General features: G+C 35.6%; 20 protein-coding genes and 1 tRNA gene. 16 read left to right on the top strand and 5 right to left on the bottom strand.

The annotated features are described in order from the left end of the window. The first annotated feature begins 3 nt into the window (after positions 1-3). The 6 genes from ACJJVJ_RS12765 (at position 4) to ACJJVJ_RS12790 (ending at position 7056) form a co-directional block, all read left to right on the top strand. Positions 4-1161 (top strand): formimidoylglutamase, encoded by a 1158-nt coding sequence (locus tag ACJJVJ_RS12765; RefSeq protein ID WP_405370715.1) that lies wholly within the window; start codon positions 4-6, stop codon positions 1159-1161. Positions 1162-1270: 109 nt separating this feature from the next. Beyond that, the gene (gene gldK / locus ACJJVJ_RS12770) at positions 1271-2650 is read left to right on the top strand and encodes a gliding motility lipoprotein GldK (protein ID WP_104515787.1); all 1380 of its coding nucleotides are present in this window, start codon (positions 1271-1273) and stop codon (positions 2648-2650) included. Positions 2651-2706: 56 nt separating this feature from the next. Beyond that, positions 2707-3360, top strand: coding sequence for a gliding motility protein GldL (gene gldL, locus ACJJVJ_RS12775; protein WP_104515786.1), 654 nt, complete (start codon positions 2707-2709; stop codon positions 3358-3360). A gap of 46 nt (positions 3361-3406) precedes the next feature. Further along, complete coding sequence (gene gldM / locus ACJJVJ_RS12780) at positions 3407-4948, top strand: gliding motility protein GldM (protein ID WP_405370718.1); 1542 nt, start codon at positions 3407-3409, stop codon at positions 4946-4948. 20 nt (positions 4949-4968) lie between these two features. Next, positions 4969-5898, top strand: coding sequence for a gliding motility protein GldN (gldN, locus tag ACJJVJ_RS12785; protein WP_104515784.1), 930 nt, complete (start codon positions 4969-4971; stop codon positions 5896-5898). Between the two features lie 102 nt (positions 5899-6000). Beyond that, positions 6001-7056 carry an NAD(P)/FAD-dependent oxidoreductase gene (locus tag ACJJVJ_RS12790; protein WP_405370720.1) on the top strand — a complete coding sequence of 352 codons (1056 nt, stop codon included), beginning with the start codon at positions 6001-6003 and terminating at the stop codon, positions 7054-7056. A gap of 87 nt (positions 7057-7143) precedes the next feature. Here the strand turns inward: ACJJVJ_RS12790 and ACJJVJ_RS12795 are convergent, their stop codons facing one another. Next, a complete protein-coding gene (locus ACJJVJ_RS12795) occupies positions 7144-7527 on the bottom strand; it encodes a DUF983 domain-containing protein (RefSeq protein ID WP_405370721.1) in 384 nt (127 codons plus the stop codon). Positions 7528-7584: 57 nt separating this feature from the next. On the opposite strand from ACJJVJ_RS12795, the gene ACJJVJ_RS12800 reads away from it, so the two are divergent. From ACJJVJ_RS12800 to dnaG, 7 genes are all read left to right on the top strand, one after another. Next, complete coding sequence (locus ACJJVJ_RS12800) at positions 7585-9513, top strand: ABC-F family ATP-binding cassette domain-containing protein (RefSeq protein ID WP_104515781.1); 1929 nt, start codon at positions 7585-7587, stop codon at positions 9511-9513. A 79-nt stretch (positions 9514-9592) separates the two neighbouring features. Continuing rightward, positions 9593-10747, top strand: coding sequence for an efflux RND transporter periplasmic adaptor subunit (locus ACJJVJ_RS12805; protein ID WP_405370724.1), 1155 nt, complete (start codon positions 9593-9595; stop codon positions 10745-10747). Next, positions 10744-13962, top strand: coding sequence for an efflux RND transporter permease subunit (locus tag ACJJVJ_RS12810; RefSeq protein WP_405370726.1), 3219 nt, complete (start codon positions 10744-10746; stop codon positions 13960-13962). The genes ACJJVJ_RS12805 and ACJJVJ_RS12810 overlap by 4 nt, the downstream gene beginning before the upstream one ends. Then, on the top strand, positions 13955-15316 hold the full coding sequence (locus ACJJVJ_RS12815) for a TolC family protein (RefSeq protein WP_405370727.1): 1362 nt from the start codon (positions 13955-13957) through the stop codon (positions 15314-15316). The genes ACJJVJ_RS12810 and ACJJVJ_RS12815 overlap by 8 nt, the downstream gene beginning before the upstream one ends. Next, positions 15313-15492 carry a CPXCG motif-containing cysteine-rich protein gene (locus ACJJVJ_RS12820; RefSeq protein WP_104515778.1) on the top strand — a complete coding sequence of 60 codons (180 nt, stop codon included), beginning with the start codon at positions 15313-15315 and terminating at the stop codon, positions 15490-15492. Before ACJJVJ_RS12815 ends, ACJJVJ_RS12820 begins: the two co-directional genes overlap by 4 nt. A gap of 122 nt (positions 15493-15614) precedes the next feature. Beyond that, positions 15615-15687 (top strand) — tRNA-Met (locus ACJJVJ_RS12825). 109 nt (positions 15688-15796) lie between these two features. Then, entirely contained in the window at positions 15797-17794 is a 1998-nt protein-coding gene (gene dnaG / locus ACJJVJ_RS12830) for a DNA primase (RefSeq protein ID WP_405370729.1), read from the top strand. Here dnaG and ACJJVJ_RS12835 read toward each other — a convergent pair. After that, on the bottom strand, positions 17787-18410 hold the full coding sequence (locus ACJJVJ_RS12835; protein ID WP_104515776.1) for a response regulator transcription factor: 624 nt from the start codon (positions 18408-18410) through the stop codon (positions 17787-17789). The two genes, dnaG and ACJJVJ_RS12835, sit on opposite strands and share 8 nt — an antisense overlap. A gap of 103 nt (positions 18411-18513) precedes the next feature. Continuing rightward, the gene (gene nadE / locus ACJJVJ_RS12840; RefSeq protein WP_405370731.1) at positions 18514-19302 is read right to left on the bottom strand and encodes an NAD(+) synthase; all 789 of its coding nucleotides are present in this window, start codon (positions 19300-19302) and stop codon (positions 18514-18516) included. A gap of 54 nt (positions 19303-19356) precedes the next feature. On the opposite strand from nadE, the gene gldB reads away from it, so the two are divergent. Genes gldB through ACJJVJ_RS12855 form a run of 3 tightly spaced genes read left to right on the top strand, consistent with a single transcriptional unit; the run spans position 19357 to position 20943 of the window. Further along, the gene (gldB, locus tag ACJJVJ_RS12845; RefSeq protein WP_405370733.1) at positions 19357-20334 is read left to right on the top strand and encodes a gliding motility lipoprotein GldB; all 978 of its coding nucleotides are present in this window, start codon (positions 19357-19359) and stop codon (positions 20332-20334) included. Beyond that, on the top strand, positions 20334-20678 hold the full coding sequence (gldC, locus tag ACJJVJ_RS12850; RefSeq protein ID WP_104515773.1) for a gliding motility protein GldC: 345 nt from the start codon (positions 20334-20336) through the stop codon (positions 20676-20678). The genes gldB and gldC overlap by 1 nt, the downstream gene beginning before the upstream one ends. Before the next feature lie 13 nt (positions 20679-20691). Next, entirely contained in the window at positions 20692-20943 is a 252-nt protein-coding gene (locus ACJJVJ_RS12855; protein ID WP_405370735.1) for a DUF3820 family protein, read from the top strand. 5 nt (positions 20944-20948) lie between these two features. Here the strand turns inward: ACJJVJ_RS12855 and yihA are convergent, their stop codons facing one another. Both yihA and ACJJVJ_RS12865 read right to left on the bottom strand, forming a co-directional pair. Then, positions 20949-21548, bottom strand: a complete 600-nt coding sequence (gene yihA, locus ACJJVJ_RS12860) for a ribosome biogenesis GTP-binding protein YihA/YsxC (protein ID WP_104515771.1) — start codon at positions 21546-21548, stop codon at positions 20949-20951. Between the two features lie 101 nt (positions 21549-21649). Then, complete coding sequence (locus tag ACJJVJ_RS12865; RefSeq protein ID WP_405370738.1) at positions 21650-22417, bottom strand: alpha/beta fold hydrolase; 768 nt, start codon at positions 22415-22417, stop codon at positions 21650-21652. Positions 22418-22689: the final 272 nt, after the last annotated feature.

The following is a 22689-nucleotide window of genomic DNA, read 5'->3' on the forward strand; positions in this document are numbered from 1 at the left end:
TAAATGGCTTTAGAGTTTCTAAAACCTCTCAACGATACCGTTGTTACACATGCCGAATTGCAACCTAGTCAGACTATAGCGAAAACTATAAGGTTGCATACTGTACAAGATGGCTTGCCTAGTTTAAAAGGTGTGCAGTTAGTTCTTATAGGCGTATTAGAAAATCGTAGAGATTCTAATGCACTTTTTCAAGTGGAAAGCCTGGACCATGTGCGTGAGAAATTATATGAACTATATCCTGGTAACTGGAGTAGTGCGCTAGCAGATCTTGGAGATGTTCACGCTGGAGATAGTGTTGAAGACACGTATTATGTAGTTCGACAAATTACGGAGTATTTCTTAAGAGAAGGTATTATTCCTATATTCTTAGGAGGTAGTCAGGATTTAATGTATCCTATATATCGTGCTTTTGACGAATTTCAACACATGATAAACGTGGTGAACGTAGATTGCAGATTTGATTTAGGTGATATTGAGCTACCTATTACTTCTCGCAGTTATGTAGGTAAAATGATTGCTTTAGAACCTTATAATTTATTTAATTATAGCAATCTAGGTTTTCAGACTTATTTTAACTCGCAAGATGAGATAGATCTTTTAGATAGGATGTATTTTGATGCAATACGATTGGGGCACTTGGATAATGATATTACGTTAGCTGAACCTGTTATTAGAGATGCAGATATTGTTGGGGTAGATATGAGTGTAGTGAGAGCTGGAGATCTTTCTTACAAAAAAGCAAACCCAAACGGACTTGATGGAAAGCAAGTATGCAGTTTGTCGAGATATGCAGGGATTAGTGATCGGCTTAAAGTGTTTGGAGTTTTTGAGATTAATAGTGAGAGAAATTCTGGAGCTCAACTTGCAGCAGAGATGATTTGGTACTTCATCGAAGGGTTCAATTATCGAAGTTTTGAGTATCCTGTCGATATCTCAAATGGATGTATGATCTATAAAGTACCTATTGATGATGAAATTCTTACCTTTTACAAATCTAATGATAGTGGACGCTGGTGGATTGAATTACCATTTATTTCAAATGTTAATAATAAACTAAAACAAAATACGTTATTACCATGCGATCGACGAGATTATGAGATGGCATGTGATCAAATTCTTCCTGATAGATGGTTGAAAGCGAGGCGTAAGAATGAAATATAGAGAAGGTATCTTTTCTTATATTAATTTATTGATAAAAAAAAGTTGTGGAATCGAAATCTTTTAGATAGGTTTACGGCCTTAATTCATAAAGAAAACTTAAAATACCCTTATGAAAAAGTTATTTGTCCTTTTAGCAGTAGTAGCACTGTTTGCAAGTTGTGGAAAAGGAGACCGAGGAATGGTTACAGGAGAGCGTGGAAAGAAATGGCATCCAGAAAAACCTTATGGTATGACGTTAGTGCCTGGTGGTGCATTTATTATGGGTAAATCCGATGATGATATTGCGGCAACTCGTAACGCGCCTACTAAGACCGTTACAGTTCCTTCCTATTATATGGATGAAACTGAAATTACTAATGCAGAATATCGTCAGTTCGTTTACTGGACGAGAGATTCTTTATTCAGAACTAATCTTGCGATTATGGCTGATGAGAATGGAGCTCTTCCTGGAGATGATGGAATCGGTGAGTTTGCATTTCTTGACTCTGAAGGAGTTGAAGGAGAGGAGTTAACGCCTTGGGAGCAATATGTTCAAGATAACTATGTAGGGTTAGGTCCTACAGGTTATGAAGGTCGTAAATTGAATCATGATATTGATTTAATTTGGGATACGGAAGATATGCCGGATGAATTCTATGCAGAAGTTTATGATAATATGATCATACCTTTTGAAGAAGCTTATAACGGAGAGCGTACTATTGATACAGAGAAAATTATCTTTACTTATACGAGTCTTGATGTGAATGCGGCGGCTAGAAACCGTGATGAGTCTAAGTCAAGAAAAGATTTTATCGAGCAGGTTCCTGTAAAAATCTATCCTGATACAACTGTATGGATTCGTGACTTTAACTATAGTTATAATGAGCCTATGCATAATGATTATTTCTATCATGAAGCATATAGTGATTATCCTGTAGTAGGTGTTAACTGGAATCAGGCTAAAGCTTTTTGTCAGTGGAGAACATTGTATCACAATGCTTATCGTAAGCAAAGAAATGTAGAGCGTGTAAATGAATACCGTCTTCCTACTGAGGCAGAATGGGAATATGCTGCTCGTGGTGGTTTAGAAGGAGCGACTTATCCTTGGGGTGGTCCTTATGCAAAGAATGATAGAGGTTGTTTCTTAGCTAACTTTAAACCTTTAAGAGGTGATTATGCTGCTGATCAAGCTTTGTATACTGTAGAGGCTGATGCATATGAGCCTAATGAGTATAATCTTTATAACATGGCAGGTAACGTTTCAGAATGGGTAAACTCTTCTTATGAAGCTGGTGCATATGAGCATATGTCTTCTATGAGTCCTGTGGTGAATGATGCGAGTAATAAGCGTAAAGGTGTACGTGGTGGATCTTGGAAAGATGTTTCTTATTTCCTTCAAGTTGGTACACGTGATTATGAATATCAAGATAGCGCAAGAAGTTATATAGGTTTCCGTACGGTACAATCGTACATGGGTACTGATGTTACTCTTAACGCTGCAACTAACTAGATTTTCAATCAAGTAAATAATAACTTAACTTAACTTAATTTAAAAAACTTAACACAATGGCACAGTCTAAAACAACAAAGAAAATATTTAACATGGCTTACGGTATCGGAGCCTCTGTAGTAATTGTTGGAGCATTATTTAAAATCCTTCACTGGGATTTCGGATACGGTTTTTCTGGAAACAACCTTCTTATGATCGGTTTGATCACTGAAGCAGTTATTTTCTTTATCTCTGCATTTGAACCAGTAGAAGATGAATTAGACTGGTCTCTAGTATACCCAGAATTAGCTGGTGGACAATTAGCTAATAAAAAAGCCGTTAAAAAAGAAGAGCCTAAAGATGCTCAAGGATTATTATCTCAAAAGTTAGATGCTATGCTTAAAGAAGCTAAGCTTGATGGTGAGTTGATGTCTAGTTTAGGTAACAGTATCCGTTCTTTTGAAGGTGCTGCTAAAGGAATTGCTCCAACTGCTGAAGCAATGTCTTCTACTAAAAAATATTCTGAAGAAATGGCTCTTGCTGCTGCTCAAATGGAATCTTTAAACAGCCTTTATAAAGTTCAAGTTGAAAGCTCTTCTCGTCAAGCGCAAGCTAATGAAGCTATTGCAGAAAATGCAACAAAACTTCAAGAGCAAATGGCAGGTCTTACTAATAACTTGTCTTCTCTTAACGGAGTTTATGGTAACATGTTAGGAGCTATGAAAGCTTAATTAGTTTATTATTAAAACTATTATTAAAATAACTAATTAGAATATTATGGCAGGAGGAAAACAGTCCCCAAGACAGAAGATGGTAAACCTGATGTATCTGGTTTTTATCTCAATGTTAGCATTAAACATGAGTAAAGAGGTGCTTAATGCATTCGGTTTACTTAATGTAAATATAGAAGAGAGTAATGTTGCTGCAACTGCAAAGAATAATGCAGCTATGGCAGGATTAGCAGAGCTAGCTGGTGAGCAACCTGAGAAGTATGCACCGCTTAAAGTTAAAGGTGAGCAAGTAGAAAAAATTTCTAACGATTATTATTCTTATCTAGAAGCTCTTAAAGGTGAAATGGAAGGTAGTGTTGAAGATGCAACTGACTATGCAACTATGGATAAAGGAGATTTTCTTGACGTAAAATTCCTTAAAGGAGGTGTTATTACTGAAGATGGTCAAGAGTTTTTATCTAAAATGGATACTTACCGTAAGGATATGCAAGCAATCGTTCCTGAGAATAAGGAAATTCAAACGGCATTAGGTGCTAAATTTACTCCTAGTGATGTAGAAAACGGTGAAGGTGTAACAATGTCTTATTTAGACTATAACTATAAAGGTTATCCTATCATTGCTTCTATTGCTAAGGTTACTTTATTACAAAGTCAAGTTAAAACAACACAAGCTGAAGTTCTTAGTTCTTTACTTGCTGGACAGATGAAGAAAGAAGTTAGTATGGATAATTATACTACTCTTATGGAATCTCCTAAATCAGCTTACTATAATGGCGAAACTTTTGATGGTCAAATCGTATTGGGTCGTAAAGACGCAACTTTAAAGCCTAAAAGAGTAGAGCTTAAATTAGACGGTAGAACACTTAGTGAAAATCAATATACTATCGAGTCTGGTAGGATTAGTCTTAAAGTTGGAGCAGGGTCTGCAGGTGATCATAAGATTACTGGTGCACTTTATTTTGACGAGGATGGTGAGGAAAAAGAAGTTGTTGTAGATCAATCTTTCGCAACTATTCCTAAACCTAATTCAGCAACTATTGCTGCAGATAAGATGAATGTTGTTTACCGTGGTGTGGCTAACCCAATGACTATCTCTTTTGCAGGTATTTCTGGAAATAGCGTTAATGCTTCTGCACCTGGTTTAACTAAGAAGAGCGGTAATAGTTATATGATGAGTCCTGGGGCAGGTAAAACTGTTAAGATTAATGTAACAGGAACTTTGCCTGATGGAGCTAAGGTTTCAGATTCAAAAGAATTCCGTATTAAGAATTTACCTCGTCCTACTGGTATGATAAGTAAGTCTTATGAAAATGTGAGTAAGACACGTTCTAACCTTGGTATTTCTACGGTTTCTGCTGAGTTTTTAGACTTTGATTTTGACTTAAAACCTCGTGTTACAGGTTTCTTATTTAAAGTTCCTGGACAGCCTTCTGTGCCTGTTTCTGGTACTAAGTTAAATTCATCTGCTAAGAATACTTTGAAGAAAGCACGTAAGGGAGATATTGTTCAGATTACTAAAATCAAGGCATCATTGCCTGGTGTTAATGTGAAGAGTGTTTCTGACATTGCTATCGAAATTACAGATTAATAAAAATTTAAATTCAAATTATGAATAAGATCATAGTTTTATTAGCAGCAGTTGTCCTTTCAGGAACGGCTTATGCACAAAACAATATCCTTAACGCTAAAAGTCCTGCTGAATTCGGTACTAAAACTGAATCTCAAATGGAAAATGATAACGATAAGCCATTACCATATGGTTTTGTAGGTGATCGTGATATCTTATGGCAACGTACGGTATGGGAATCTATTGATCTTGATGAGAGAGTTAATTTCCCATTATACTATCCTGTAGATACTAATTATGTCGGTAAGGAACGTCGTTCTTTATACCATGTTTTGACTAAGGCGGCAATGTCTGGTGAGATTACTCTTTTTGGTGATTCTTATTTCAATGAAGCTCGTGAATTTAAAGATATTGAGAGTACTTTAAAAAGTCAGATTATTACTAATGCTGGTATTGACGTTCTTAATGACGAAGGAGTTGTTGTTGATGAAGGTGTTAGGCCTTTAGATATAGATACTACTTATAATATTCCAGGTTTTGATGAATATATCGAGACTAAAGCTATAGGTGCTGATGATGTAAAGGAGTATAGAATCAGAGGTTTGTGGTATTTTGATACACGTCAAAGTGAATTAAGATATAGATTATTAGGTATTTGTCCAGTAACTCCAGATGTAAACTTCCCAGATGATCCAACAGGTGTTGAGTTGTTTTGGATCTATTATCCAGACGCAAGAGAGATGTTACATAATTCAAAAGCATTTAATACTTTGAATTCTGCTAGACCTATTTCTTTTGATCACATTTTAAATTCAAGAAGATTCAATGCTCTTATTTATAAGATGGATAACGTTCAAGGAGATAGAGAGATCGATCAGTATATTTCTGATAACTCTATGATGCAACTTCTAGAGTCTGATAGACTTAAGGAGATCGTTCGTAATTTTGAAATTGATATGTGGAACTATTAATAGTTCACGTATGATAATATTAATGCCTCGCAATAGCGAGGCATTTTTTTTGCTTTTAATTTTAAATGATATTTGTAACTTATATCATCTTTATTAAATATTATGAGTTTAAAAAAATCGGTAGATGTAGTAATTGTAGGTTCTGGAATTGCTGGTTGTACGCTTGCCTGGCAGTGGATTTTAAAAGGGGAATCTATTATTATGATTTCTGATGTAGAGAAAGGATCTTCAGCAGTTGCAGCAGGTGTTTATAATCCTACTATACTAAAAAGGTTTACTAGTGTGTGGAAGTCTAGGGAACAATTAGAGGTTCTTAATTCATTTTATCCTTTAGTGGAGCAAACGGTAGGCGTTTCTTTTCTGCATCCTATCAATATTCTTAGAAGATTTCACGACGATAAAGAAATTAAGACGTGGTTGAAAAAATCTCATAAGGAGGATTTGAAGGATTTCATGTATTCGGACATAATCGATCGTGATATTGATGGTATTGATGCTCCATTTAATTTTGGTCTTGTAAAAGAAACCGGTTGGTTGGATACTATTGGTTTTATGAATGCTAGTTTAGATTATTTCAAGAGTTTGTCTTCATTGATTTTGGAGTCCTTTGATTTTGATCAATTGTCTCATCACGAAGATTATATTTATTATAAAGAGATCAAGGCAAATAAAATCATTTTTGCTGAGGGTTTTAAAATGCGATCTAATCCTTATTTTAGTGATTTGCCTTTACAGGGTAATAAAGGTGAGGTGCTTACTATAAAAGTTCCTGGTTTAAAGTTGGATCATATTGTTAAATCATCTGTTTTCCTGATGCCTTATGTAGATGATTTGTTTTGGGTAGGCGCGACATATAGTAGAGAAGATCTTACAGATAATTCTACAGAAGTCGCAAAAGAGTTTTTAACCTCTAGGTTAGAACGTTTCCTGAGCTTGCCTTATGAAGTTATAGATCATAAACACGGTATAAGACCTACTACACTAGATAGGAGGCCGTTTATAGGATCACACAAAGATTATAAGAATTATTATGTGTTTAACGGTATGGGCAGTAGAGCAGTGTTAATTGCGCCTTGGGCTGCACAAAATTTATACGATAGTATGTATCATGATGCAGATATTAATGAAGAAATGAATGTGGATAGGTGTTATAAATAATTCACACAGTTCCATATATTAAAATTATAAAAGCCGCTTTAAAATATTTTAAAGCGGCTTTTGTAATATGTGTACTAGCTTAGTTTGCTATCTTTTTTTGTCTTTTGTTTTATCATAATCCATGAATATATTGATCCATATGTTTCTAGATACCCTTATAACCATGGGTAAGCTAATTATAGAAATTAATGTAATAGCTATGAATATATTCCATCGAGATAAGTCTAGTACGTAGTAACCCAGCACAAAAGTGGCAATAGCAATAGCTACACCTACTCCATAACTCACATACATCGATCCGTAGAAAAAGCTAGGTTCGATTTTATATTTAGTGTCACAATGACTACATCTCTCATTCATTTCCTGCGTTTTACTAGGATTATAGAGATTGTGACTAGTGTACATGGACTCATTTTGGCATACAGGGCATGTTCCTGTAAAAATGCTGTATAATTTAGTACCTTTTAGCATAAGAAAGCTTTAGTGTTAACGCGCAGTTGCGCATCTTTGCAAAGATACAAAACGACTATGCTCAACGTTCACGATTTACATGTAAGTTTCGGTGGAGAACCGTTATTTGAAGAAATTACTTTTAGGCTTAATCCGGGCAACCGTGTAGGTTTAATAGGTAAAAATGGTGCTGGAAAATCTACACTGTTAAAAGTTATTTCTGGTGATATCCCTTATGACCAGGGTAATATTGCTATCGAGAAGGACATCAGTATAGGTTTCCTTAAACAAGATATCGACTTTGTAAAAGGCCGTACGGTTTTAGAAGAGGCGTATACCGCTTTCGCGAAAGCGAGACAAATAGAAGCTCAAATAGAGATAATTAACGAGCAGCTAGCCACTAGAACCGATTATGAGTCTGACTCGTATTCTAAATTAATAGAAGATATAGGAGATCTTAATCATGAATATGAAATTATAGGTGGATATCAATACAAAGGAGAGACAGAAAAAATTCTTAAAGGTCTTGCTTTTAAACCAGAGCAATTTGACAAGCTCACAGATGAGCTTTCTGGTGGATGGCGCATGAGGATCGAACTCGCAAAACTATTATTAGAAAAGCATGACATTCTTCTATTAGATGAGCCTACTAACCACCTTGATATAGATTCTATTCTTTGGTTAGAATCATTTTTACAAACTTATCCAGGTGCAGTCGTTATAGTAAGTCACGATAAGATGTTTCTAGATAATGTAACTAATCGTACTATAGAGATAAGTCTAGGTCGTATTTATGATTATCCAAAACCTTATACTAAATTCTTAGCACTACGTGCAGAGATGCGCGAGCAGCAAGAAGCTACCTTTAAGAATCAACAAAAGGAAATAGAACGTACAGAAAAGTTAATTCAAAAATTTAAAGCCAAAGCCAGCAAAGCTACCATGGCGCAGTCGCTAGTTAAAAAACTAGACCGTATGGATGTGGTGGAAATAGAGCAGACAGATAATGCTGCGATGAATATAAATTTTGCTAAGTCCATACAGCCTGGTAAAATAGTTCTTGAGATCGATCAGGTGAGTAAATCATTTGGTGATAAAGATGTCTTAGATAACGTAAGTCTTACTCTAGAGCGTGGTAAGCGTGTCGCGTTTGTAGGCCAGAATGGAATGGGGAAATCTACCTTAGCAAAAATTATTGTGGGTGATGTAAAAGCTCAAGGTGATATTAATTTAGGACACAATGTTCAATTAGGATACTTTGCCCAAAATCAGGCAGAATATTTAGACGGAGAGAAAACCGTGTTAGATATCATGCTAGATGCTGCAACAGACAGTAATAGAGTAAAAGTGCGTGATATGTTAGGTTCCTTTCTTTTTAGAGGTGACGAGGCAGAGAAAAAAGTAAAAGTACTTAGTGGTGGAGAGCGCAATAGATTAGCATTATGTAAACTGTTGTTACAGCCATTTAATGTTCTAATTATGGATGAGCCTACTAACCACCTAGATATTCAGTCTAAGAATGTACTTAAGGCTGCCTTATTAAAATTTGATGGAACCTTAATTGTAGTATCTCACGATAGGGAATTCTTACAGGGTTTAACAGAGACGGTTTATGAATTCCGCGATCATAAATTAAACTTATACCTCGGTGATATAGATTATTATCTAGGTAAAAGAAAGGCCGAAGATATGAGGGCGATTGAAAAAGTAGATGTGGTTAAGGATGTTTCGCTTTCGCGAAAGCAAGAAACAGAAAAGAAACAACTCTCTTATGAAGATCAGAAAAAGCAAAAATCCCTTAATAATAGACTCTCTAAAGCCGAAGCTAAGATTAACGACCTAGAAAAAACCATTAAAAAGCTAGATGCAGAGCTTGCTGCAAACTATGATGAACTGGTTAAGAAAGAAGGTTTCTTTGATGGTTACCAAGCAAAAAAGAAAGAGTTAGAAGAGTGGATGACAAAGTGGGAAACCGTGTCTGAAGAATTAGATCAGTTTAACAGCTAGCTTTAAGGATAATTTAAGATTCGTGAATTTTTACTGAAGTAGATTTGGTGTCGCTGCAAAGCCTCACTAAATCAATACAATGCGTAAAGCTATTCTTACAATTCTTGCTGTTATAATTATCATTGGAGCTTATTTTGGTTCACAAATGATTGCTGATAGTAAAACAGCTCCTAAACCTATAGTAAAAAAGGACGTTAAAATCGTTGTTACAGACACGATCCAAAACACAACAGTACCCATTATAATTCCAGCAAATGGAATTTTACAAGCTAAAAAGCGTGTGGAATTATATGCAGAAGTAAGTGGTGTCTTTAATTCTACCGGTAAGTTGTTTAGAAAAGGTCAAGAATACGGCGCAGGTCAGACCATGATAAGCATGGATAACAGAGAATTTTATGCACAGGTACAAAGTGCTAGAAGTAATCTTAATAATCAAATTACTGCAATCATGCCCGATTTAAGACTGGATTATCCAGATTCTTTCGAGCAGTGGCAGTCTTATCTTTCTAACTGGAATAGTAACGCAAGTACTCCAGCTTTACCTACTGCTGTTAATGAGCAAGAAAAGTACTTTATTACAGGACGTAATATCTATACTACTTATTATAATATTAAAAATCTAGAAAGTCGTTTAAGTAAATATAGAATTACCGCTCCTTTTAAAGGTGTGCTTACTGAGGCTATGGTGACTGAAGGTACTCTAATAAGAAGTGGGCAGCAGCTAGGTGAGTTTATACAGACAGGATCTTATGAATTGCAAGTTGCTATAAGTGCAGATTTTGCTGACTTGTTAAAAGTAGGAGAAGAGGTAGAGCTCAAAAATATTTCTAGTTTAAAATCTTATAAAGGAAAGGTGACTCGTATTAATGGAAAAGTAGATCAAGCATCTCAAACTATTACTACAGTTATAGAAGTAAACAACGACAGCCTTAAAGAAGGTATGTACCTTACAGCAAATCTAGATGCACAACAAATTGAAGACGCGGTAGAGTTGGACCGTAGTTTAATACAAAATGAGAATCAATTATTTGCTGTTAAGGATGGTAAACTAGATTTGATAACCGTACAGCCTATTCATTACTCAGATAAAACAGTGGTGGTTAAAGGTATCAAAGATGGAACAGTTATAATATCTCAATCAGTGCCTGGAGCTTATCAAGGAATGATCGTGGAGACAGAAGAAACTGCAAGTAAGGCCAGTAATGATGAGTTAGATTCTAAAAAAGCAGCATGAGATCAATAATAGGTTATTTCATAAAGCATAGTGTTGCTGTAAATGTCGTTATAGTAGGGATGATAATTTTTGGGGTTTTTGGGATGGTTTCCCTTAAATCTTCTTTCTTCCCACTTACTGACTCAAAAATCATAAATATAAATGCGACTTACCCTGGAGCATCGCCTCAAGAGATAGAAGAAGGTGTTGTTCTTAAGATTGAGGATAATCTTAAAGGTATAGAGGGAATAGATAGGGTAACGTCTGCATCTCGAGAAAACTCTGGTAGCATTACTGTAGAGATACTTAAGGGGTATAATATAGACTTCATGTTGTTAGAGGTGAAAAATGCGGTAGATCGCGTTTCTTCTTTTCCTGTTGGTATGGAGCCATTAGTTGTTTCTAAAAGAGAAGAGTCTAGGCCTACTATATCTTTTGCCCTTAGTGGTGAAGACGTGCCGCTTAGAACCTTAAAACAACTAGCTAGAGAGATAGAAAATGATCTAAGGGGTATAGACGGTATTTCTCAAATAGCCATAGAAGGATATCCAGATGAAGAAATAGAGATCGCTGTAAATGAAAATACACTTAATGGATATGGTCTTAGTTTTCAGGATATTTCTGACGCTGTATCTAGTTCAAATATTCTCACCACAGGTGGTAATATTAAAACAGATACAGAAGAATACCTGATTAGAGCAAATAGTAGATCTTATTATGGTGATGAATTAAGTCATATCCCTGTAAAAACATTGTCCGACGGTACAAGTGTTCTTTTAAAAGATGTTGCTATAATCAGAGATCGATTTTCTGAAACACCTAATGCTACTTATTTTGATGATAAACTTGCTGTAAATATTACAGTAACAAGTACAAATGCCGAGGATTTAATAGATGCGGCAGATAATGTTAAAGAATATATAGAAAATTATAATCAACGATTTACTAACGTACATCTAGATATTGTTAGAGATCTCTCTGTAACTTTAAATCAGCGTACAGCACTATTGACAGAAAACGCTATCGTCGGTATGTTGTTAGTTTTGTTGTTTCTTTCTGTGTTCTTAAACACTAGATTAGCATTTTGGGTAGCCTTTGGTTTACCTATTGCATTTTTAGGAATGTTCATATTTGCAGGTCAGTTTGATGTTACCATAAATGTACTTTCCCTCTTTGGGATGATTATCGTAATAGGTATTCTAGTAGATGACGGTATTGTGATAGCCGAAAATATCTACCAACATTATGAAGATGGTAAGTCACCGGTACAAGCAGCTATCGATGGTACTATGGAGGTGATTCCACCTATTTTAAGTGCTATCATAACTACATTACTCGCGTTTTCTACATTTTTATTCTTAGAAGGTAGAATAGGAGATATTTTTGGAGAAGTCTCAGTCATTGTTATTTTAACTCTTATTGTGTCGCTAGTAGAAGCGCTGGTTATACTTCCTGCTCACTTAGCGCACTCTAAAGCTCTACAGCCTAAGTCGGATAAGCCTAAAAAAGGTATTGCAAAGGCATTTCAAAAAATGCGAGTGATTAATGAATATGGAGATAAAGCCATGAACTGGATGCGTGATAAACTGTATGCACCTGTTTTAAGGTTCTCATTATCTAACAAGCTCTTTGTTTTCTCACTTTTCTTTGCTGCTTTATTTTTAACAGTAGGGTCTATGAATGGAGGTGTTATTAAAAGAGCCTTCTTTCCACGTATATCAAGTGATCAAGTTACAGTGACACTAGCCATGCCTAACGGTACGTCAGAGTTTATAACAGACTCGATCATTAACTCGATAGAGGTAAAAGCGCTGCAGGTAAACAAAGAATTTACAGCAAAATATTTGCAAGACGAGATTTATGGTGATAGCATCCAGTTGTTTGAGAATATCATTAAATCACAAACATCGTCCTCATCAGCTAGTTTACGTATCAATCTATTGCCAGGAGAGAGTAGGCCAGATGATTTAGACGCCGCCATAGTGTCTAATTATTTGAGAGATCTTGTAGGGGTTGTTCCTAGTGCAGAAACTCTTACTTATGGTTCTGGTGGTAACTTTGGTGGTAGTCCTGTGGCAGTTTCTTTACTAAGTAATGATATTACAGAACTTAAAGCCGCCACAGCAGAGTTTAAAGAAATACTAGCGGCAAATCCTTTATTGAAAGATATAGAAGATAACGACCCTGCTGGTATAAAAGAAATCAATCTAGTATTGAAAGAGACAGCCTATTCACTAGGTCTAACCACTAGAACAGTAATGGCACAGGTGCGATCTGGTTTCTTTGGGACAGAGGCACAACGTTTTCAGCGTGGTCAGGATGAAATAAGAGTGTGGGTGCGTTATGATCGAGATAATCGTAATAGTATTAAAGACTTAGATGAATTTAGGGTGTTAACTCCTGCTGGTGACCGTGTGCCACTAAGAGATGTAGCATCTTACACGATAGAAAGAGGAGATGTTGTCATCAATCACCTAGAAGGTAGAAGAGAGGTTCTTATTAGTGCAGATCTTAAAGACCCTAGCCAGGATGCTACAGAGATATTAGAGAATATTAAGTCAGAGGTTATTCCTAGTCTACAAAACAAATATCCGACTATATCGCCTAATTATTTGAGTGGTCAGGCACGTGAGGCAGATAAATTTATATCGAGCCTTAATGTAGCAGGTCCGGTTATCTTGCTATTGATTTATTTTGTGATTGCATTCACCTTCCGTAGTTGGTTGCAACCTATCATGCTTATTGTTCTTATACCTTTTAGTTTTGTAGCTGTAGGGTGGGGGCACTGGATTCATGGTTTTCCGGTTAATATTTTATCATTGCTCGGTATTATCGCCTTGATAGGTATTATGGTAAATGATGGACTTGTGCTTATAGGTAAGTTTAATAGCTCCATAAAAGAAGGGTTGAGTTTTGATGATGCTCTTTTTGAGGCAGGAAAAAGCCGTTTCAGGGCAATTTTCTTAACCTCTATAACTACCATAGCTGGTCTAGCGCCACTATTATTAGAAAAGAGTAGGCAGGCACAGTTTTTAAAACCTATGGCTATTTCTATTTCTTATGGTATAGCAATGGCTACCGTGCTAACCTTGATTATGTTGCCACTATTTTTAAGTTTTGGTAATAGTGCAGAGGCTGCTATATATTGGTTACGTACTGGTAAAAAAGCTAAAAAAAGAGATTTGACAGGTGTCGCACCAGAGCAAAATGAACTAGATGATAATGAAAATGAATAAGCAATTATATAGTTTAGGTCTTGTTATGTGTTTCGCTTTCGCGAAAGCGTACTCACAACAATTCACAGAGACATTATTAAGTAGGGAGCAGGCTGTTGAGCTCATGCTAAAAAATAACTACGGAATTAAAATTGCAAAGAACACGACTGAAATTGCTGAAAATAATGCAGGTATCTTAAATTCAGGTTACCTACCTTCTTTACAAGGAACGGCTAGTGCTAGTTATGACGATACAGATTCTACTACAGACTTTGACGGTGCGCTAGATGCAAGTGGAGTGCCGCGCACAAACATTGAGATCAATGATGCAGAAACTAGACAGTACAATGCTGGTATCGCTTTAAATTATACTTTATTTGACGGATTAGGTAGGTTATATAATTACAAGCGTTTAAAAGAGCAATATAGTCTAAGCAAATTAGACGCTCGAGCGACTGTAGAGAATACGACTTTACAATTAATGAGTGTTTACCTAGAGATTTCAAGAATTACAGAAAACTTAAGGGTTTTTGAACAAACGTTGGAAATTTCTAAAAAACGAGAAGAGAGAGCACAGTACCAGTTTGAGTACGGCCAGGTAAATAAACTAGAGGTGCTCAATGCGAGGGTAGATATAAACACGGATAGTGTAAATGTTCTTAATACTAGACAACAGCTGCGTAATTCTAAACGCGATCTTAATTTGTTATTAAATAGAGATTTAACAAGTGATTTTAAGGTAGATACTACTATTATACTTCAAAATTTATTAAAAGTAGATAGTTATCTGGAAAAGGTAAGTGAAAATAACATACGTCTATTGCAGTCTGCATCTACTTTACAAATAAGTGATTATGATATAAAGACGAGTAAAGCACTGTTACTACCTAATATCGGTTTATCTGGTTCTTATGGATGGAATCAAACTGATAGTCCATCTAGTGCGTTTTTTCCTGCTACTACTAGAACAAGTGGTTCTTTGAGAGTAGGAGCAACTCTAACATGGGATGTTTTTGATGGTGGTAGAAGTATTACTGGACTGCGCAATGCAAAAATAGCTTTTAAGAATGAAGAGTTTTTTAAGAAGCAAGTAGAGCAAGAGGTAGGTCGGGATATAGCAAATGCCAAAGGCAATTATACCAATGCCCTTGCTATTTATAGAATGCAGCAGCAAAATGTGCTCACTAATAATAGTAATTTTGAAAGAACTGAAGAGCAATTTAAGTTGGGACAGGTGTCAAGTATCGAGTTTAGACAGGCACAGGTAAACTTGTTAAATGCAAAAACTATTGAGAATCTAGCAAAATATGATGCAAAACTAGCGGAGTATCAATTGCTACAACTAGCTGGTCAATTGCTTAATATCCCTTTATGATAGAACATTTTTTCATGTGTCCTCATTGCTGGCAAGAGATATCTATGTTATTAGATCCGGCTTATTCACAGGTTTATGTCGAGGATTGTGAAGTGTGTTGTAATCCTATTGAGTTAAAAGTAACTTTTTTTGATGGTGAAATGTCTGATTTTGAGGCTAGAGAGATTGGGCAGTAAAAGTTTTTTCAAAAAAGCTTGTGTAAGGTTTAAAGGCTGCGTATATTTGCAGCCCATTAGAACAGGAAGTTGTCAGAGTAATGATCTGAGGTTGTAAAACAAGTAACTGATCGTTTTTAAATCGCGAGGTAGAGCAGTAGGTAGCTCGTCGGGCTCATAACCCGAAGGTCGCTGGTTCGAGTCCAGTCCTCGCTACTAAGAAAAGAAAGCTCTTGAGAAATCAAGGGCTTTTTTTGGTTTTATATATTTAAGTGCGGCCCGCTTTTATGGGAAAACACTATTTTTATATTAGAATATTTTTCAAATGATTTCAAGAACAACTGTAGATGCTGTATTTGACGCTGCTCGTGTAGAGGAGGTGATCGGTGATTTTGTTCAATTAAAGAAATCTGGTTCTAATTTTAAAGGATTGAGTCCTTTTACCGAAGAACGATCGCCTAGTTTTATGGTTAGTCCGGTTAAGCAAATTTGGAAAGACTTTAGTTCTGGTAAGGGTGGTAATGCAGTTACTTTTATTATGGAACATGAGCATTTTACGTTTCCTGAAGCGATAAAATGGCTGGCAAAAAAGTATGGTATTGAAATCGAAGAAACACAACAAACTGATGAGCAGAAACAGGTTCAAAATGAGAAAGAGTCTATGTTTCTGGTTTCTAAGTATGCAGCAGATTGGTTTCATGGGCAGTTAAAAACTGATGAAGGTAAAGCGATAGGATATAGCTATTTTAAAGAGCGTGGCTTTACAGATGAAACGATAGATTATTTTCAGTTAGGTTATAATCCAGATCAATGGAGTGCTTTTACCGACGCAGCTATAAAAGCAGGTTATCAACTAGAGTTTTTAAATAAGACAGGTGTTTCAATTGTTAAGGAGGACAAGAAATTTGATCGATTCAAAGGTCGTGTTATGTTTCCTATACGTAGTCTTTCTGGGCGAGTTTTAGGTTTTGGAGGTAGAATTCTCAATAATGAGAAAAAAGCGGCTAAATATCTCAATTCTCCACAGAGTGAGATTTATGATAAATCAAATGTTCTTTACGGTATATATGAGGCAAAGCAGGCTATAGCAAAAGAAGATCTTTGTTATCTAGTTGAGGGTTATACTGATGTAATTCAATTGCATCAGGCAGGAGTTAAGAATGTGGTTTCTAGTTCTGGTACTGCGCTGACTAGTCAACAAATTAGATTAATACAGCGACTTACAAAGAATATTACTGTATTATATGATGGTGATGCGGCTGGTATGAGAGCGGCCATAAGAGGTACTGATCTTATATTAGAAACCGGAATGAATGTACGTGTTTGCACTTTTCCTGATGGTGAGGATCCAGACTCTTTTGCAAAATCTCATACGGAATCTGAAATAGTAGATTTTCTTACTAATAATGCTCGTGATTTTATTTCGTTTAAATCAAACCTTCTTAAAGAAGAAGCTGCTGGTGATCCCATTAAGAAAGCTGATATGATTAGGGATATAGTAAATAGTATAGCAAAAATACCTGATGATATATCTAGAGAGATATATGTTAGAGAAAGTGCTGCTATTCTAGATATAGGTGAAGATGTGTTGTTTTCTACCCTAGCACAAGTACGCAATTCTGGACTAATGGAGCAAAAAAAGAAGCAGGTCAAAGAAAAAGCGCAAGCGCCTATGACCAAAGTGGAGATTTCTCCAGAGAACTTAAATGTAGACCGTAGAGGATTGTTAGAACGCTCTATTATTGCTATCTTGTTATTATACGGAGGAAAAGATGAAGTTTTTGAAGATGAATATATTCAGGATGGTAGTGGTGTAGAAGTCGAATATGAAACAGTAAAAGGAGAGCAACGTGTTTATGAGAAAATATACATGGACCTACACTCTGATGAGATTAAGTTTGCTAATCCTGATTTTCAGGCGATATATACTAAAATAATTGATGTTCTACTATTAGAGCAAAAGCTGGACGTTCAATTGATACTATCTGCTTTTGAGGGGCAATATGCAAGTGTTATCGCAGATATTACCATGTCAGATGATAAGTATAGTCTTCATGATTGGGAGCGTAATCAGATTTTTCCTAAACACAAAGATCAGTCTGTGTCGGAATATACTAGTCAAGTTCTATTGCATTTTAGGCAGTTTCTTATTTATGATCTAGTGGAGAATATTAATAGGATTATAGCAAAAAACTCACCTGAAATTGATAATCAAGAGGCTTTAAGGCAAGTAATGGATTATAATTTGTTAAGGACTAAAATTGATTTAAAAAACAGAACGGTTATACCTTCTGATGGTTTAAGTAGGTTCTTGTTTAGCTAGTGATTTGTAATAAGCGTGACTGATGTATTAAGTCTGCTATATTATCAACGTTTAGTTTTTTAAGTAATCTAGTCTTATAAGTACTTACTGTTTTCTCATTGATAGATAGTTGTTGAGCTATTTCTTTATTACGCTTACCTCTAGATAATAAGTTTAAGACCTCTATCTCTCTAGTAGATAGTTTTTTGAATTTAAGAATATTACTAGTTTGCTTGTTGTTTAATTGATTTTTAATATCCTCAGAGAGGAATGTTTCTCCACTGGCAACAGTAAGTAATGATTTTCTTATTTCTTTTACAGAACGCGTTTTTGCTATGTAGCCATTTGCGCCTGCTTTTACTGAGCTTATAGCGTATATTTCTTCAGGATGACAGCTTACAACTAGAATTTTGATATTTGGAAAATGAGACCTTATTTCTCTAAGGGATCCCACACCGTTAGAATTGGGTAAATCGACTTCGAGAATTAGCACATCGGGATCGTGTTTTGTGATACCAGAAATAAGATCTTTACCGTCATCTATTTTGCCTACAAATTGAAAGTCTTTATAGTCTTTCATCATAGCTTTTAACCCTTTATTAAAGATGGGATGATGGTCTGCTAATAAAATGTCCATTTCTTATTAATTATTGTATCTACAAATATATACAGCTCATAGTAATTCTTACAAAATCAAGTGTGCGTATTGCCTTACATCACAGAGAATTAGGTGTTAAAAATTACCTAAAATTAGAGGGTATTTCGCACACAGGAATAGGGTTCATCTTGTGTTGATTCCTTCTGTTAAATGATAAATAAATGTTTAACACTTCTTGCTCTCTATCGCTTAAATCTTCAACATTATGACCTTTATCTATTTGATTCATAGCCCATTCTAGCTCGTCATAACTGGCTCCTATTTGGTCTTCGTCTGTTTTTTCAGCTCCATAAAGACCGTCACTAGGTGCTGCTTTCATAATGCTTTCAGGTACGTTTACCAGTTTACCGATGGCATAAACCTCACTTTTCATTAAATCTGCAATAGGACTAACGTCCACACCGCCGTCGCCATATTTAGTGTAAAAACCAACTCCAAAATCTTCTACTTTATTACCTGTTCCAGCAACTAATAAGCCATTTACACCTCCATGATAATAGAGTGTGGTCATTCTCAATCTTGCTCTAGTGTTTCCTAGAGTAAGTTCTACCTGTGGACTGCTGTCTATGCTAGGCATGTTTGATTTGAAAATATCAAAAACAGGTGTTAGGTCACTACGTACATCGCTAACATTGCTGAAACGATTTTTTAGTTGCTCTATGTGTTCTTGAGCTCTTGTCACATGATCTTCATGCTGGTGGATAGGCATTTCTACGCAAAGTAGATCTAGCCCGGTCATTGCGCATAAAGTAGAGGTAACGGCGCTATCTATACCGCCACTTACGCCTACCACATAACCTTTAACTCCGGCTTTCGTAGCATAATCTTTTAACCATTTTACTATATAATCAGTAACTTTATCAGTTTTCATAATCGTATTTTTGCAAGCCTAAAAATAAATAAAATAATAGCGAGTTATTGATGTATGAAGATTAAGTTATTTAAGTTTTTTGTTATTGTCGCTTTCGCGAAAGCGATAACCTCATGTACATCTAGTTCAAAAGTAGAAGAAGAGATTTCTAATATACCTCTAGATGTAGAGTTCGTGAAATTTCATGAGGAATTTGCAGATGCTCAAAAAGCAGATTTGTCTACGATGAAAGGAGAGTATCCACTGTTTTTTCCAGTAACAGTGCCTGATAGCGTGTGGATGGCAAAAATGGAAGGTAAAGATTCTATACATAATGTATTAGAAAAAGCCGTAGACGACGCTGATTTTAATTATGTAGAAATAGAAGAAGAGTTAGAAGATGTAATGCGCCACGTGGTGTATTATTTTCCAGATTTTGAACCTACTTCTGTTGTAACAGTCCTGTCAGATGTGAATTATAGACAGAAGGTGATACCTACTGCAAGTCAATTAATAGTTTCTATAGATACTTATTTAGGTAAGGATCATGAGTTGTATATAGGGATTAATAAGTATCAGAGGGAGAATTTAAATATAGAACAGCTACCGGCTGATGCTTCTCTAGCGTATGCGCGACTCTTTGTTGAGCCTAGTATGGAACGTAGTTTACTGGGTAATATGATTTATCACGGTAAGTTACATTATCTACAAGAATTATTTGCGCCTAACGCAACTGGTGATCAGTTGTTTAGTTATACTCCTGAGAAATATGCTTTTACTGTTGAGAATGAAGGTGAGATGTGGAGGTATTTTATAGATAACGAGTTATTATACGATACAGATTCAAAATTATTATCTCGTTTCATACTACCAGCACCTTTTTCTAAATTCTATCTAGAGGTAGACCAGCAGACGCCAGGTGGTGTAGGTCGCTATATAGGATACAGAATGGTGAAATCATTTATGGAGAATAACGAGGTGGATATAGAAACAATGATTCAATTAAAACCAGAAGAAATTTTTAAACGATCTAAATACAAACCATTACAATAATGTCAGATAATAAAAATAGATCTACTATTAAGATAGGGATCGAGCTAGATGAAAATAGAGTGCCAGAACACATAAGATGGAGTGCGCCAGATGGTGGTGTAGATGCTGCAGAGGCTAAGGCTATGATGGTTTCTATGTGGAATAGTGTAGAGAAGGAGTCTTTCCGTATAGATTTATGGACCAAAGATATGCCTGTGGATGAGATGAGAGTCTTTTTTCATCAGACACTTGTTTCTATGGCAGACACTTATCATCGTGCTACAAATGATGATAAAATGAGAGATACGATGATTGATTTTTGCGATTATTTTGCAGAAAAATTAAACCTTAAAGAGAGTAAGTAACTCTTTTAAATAAATGGAAGAACCATTATTTGATCACAATCTATTGATAGAAATGTCATGGTATAAAATGCCCTTCGGTGCTCACAAAGGTAAATTCCTTAGTGAGTTACCGGAGTCGTATTATGTCTGGTTTAGAAGGCAGGGGTTTCCTAAAGGTAAATTAGGTAACTATATGACAACTGTTTTTGATATGAAAGTAAATGGTATCGAGGGTATCTTACGTGAGATACGTAAAAATACGGTTAATGATAGACCAGTTTTTTAACGGTCTTATAAGCTATCGTTTATACCGCCTATGTATTCTAATAGTTCTTCTTTTCCTTGATTGTTTGAAGAGCTAGTGACAAAGTATGGGGGCATTTCTTCCCAAGATCCTTCAGTAAGGTACTTTTTGTAAGCCTCTACATTACGTTCTAAAGCATTAGGCTTTAATTTGTCAGCTTTGGTAAAAATGATACTAAAAGGAATACCACTCTCGCCTAGCCATTCCATGAATTCAACGTCTATAGGTTGTGGCTCATGTCTTACATCTACTAATACAAATCCTGAGATTAACTGCTTGCGCTGTTCAAAATATTTAGTGATAAATTTTTGAAACTTTGCTTTGCTAGTCTTAGAAACTCTCGCATATCCATAACCAGGTAAATCGACTAGGTGCCAAGATTTATTGATTAGAAAATGGTTGATTAATTGCGTTTTTCCAGGTCTGCCAGATGTTTTTGCTAGGCTCTTCTTGTTTGTAAGCATGTTGATTAAAGAAGATTTTCCTACATTAGATCTACCTATAAATGCATATTCTGGAATTCCAGAGTTAGGACATCTTTTTACGTCTTGGTTAGATATAACAAATTCTGCGCTAGTAATTTTCATATGGCAAAGGTAATGATTAGTCGGCTAGATTTATGATCAGACAGTGTATAGTAACTGTTTGATTCACGATGACTATGGATTAATAATGGAAAAATATTTCTTTATAATAAATTTCTTTTTTCTAGCCAGCTATTAAGAATTTCATTGAACTCATCAGGATGTTCCATCATGGCTGCATGCCCACATTTATCTATCCAGTACAGGTCGCTGTCTGCAAGTTTTTCATGAAACTCGTCTGCAACTGCAGGTGGGGTCACGCTATCTTGTTTACCCCATATGATACAAACTGGAGTTGTCATATTAGGTAAATCCTTAGACATGTTATGTCTAATAGCACTTTTTGCTATGGCTAGTGTTTTAAGCAGTTTATTGCGATCGTTAACCGTAGCAAATACTTCGTCTACTATTTCTTTAGTAGCGACAGCAGGATCATAAAATACGTCTTGACTTTTTTCTTTGATGTAGTCGTAATTTCCTTTTTTAGGATAACTCTCACCCATCGCGCTTTCATAAAGGCCAGAACTACCAGTGATTATAAGAGCTTTAATTTTTTCAGGAAATAACTTTGTAGTAACTAGTCCGATATGGCCTCCTAGAGAATTGCCTAGTAAAATAACCTCTTTCCAGCCCATATGGTCGATAAAGGCGTTGATGTGCTTTGCAAATGTACCGACGCTAGTTTTAATAAGTGGCGTGGTGTACAGCGGTAAAGTAGGCACAACTACTTGATAACCTTTTGAGGGGAAATAATCGATCACACCCTGGAAATTACTCAATCCACCCATTAAACCATGAAGTATGATTATAGGTGTTCCTTCTCCTGTAATGTAATATTCAAATTTACCGTCTTTGATTAAGTCGTGCGTCATAGGGTAATTCTAAGTGGCAAATATAGTTGTTTTGAATGTAGCAAGATGCCTCAATTTCTTTAGTTTTTAAAGAGAAAATTCAGTTTTTATTTAAAATATTAAATGTTGCTGTCTCGCTTTCGCGAAAGTGGAATTAACATCCTTTTTGAATATTAAGTACCGATTCTTAAATTGTTAATAACTAGGGTAGTTATTCAGAATAAGGCTCACTTATCAACAATGTGGTAAAATGTGGTAAAAAGTGGTATTTAATTTCTTATTTTTGATTTAAT

The organism is Nonlabens sp. Asnod2-A12, from assembly GCF_045063745.1.
GTDB lineage: Bacteria > Bacteroidota > Bacteroidia > Flavobacteriales > Flavobacteriaceae > Nonlabens > Nonlabens xylanidelens.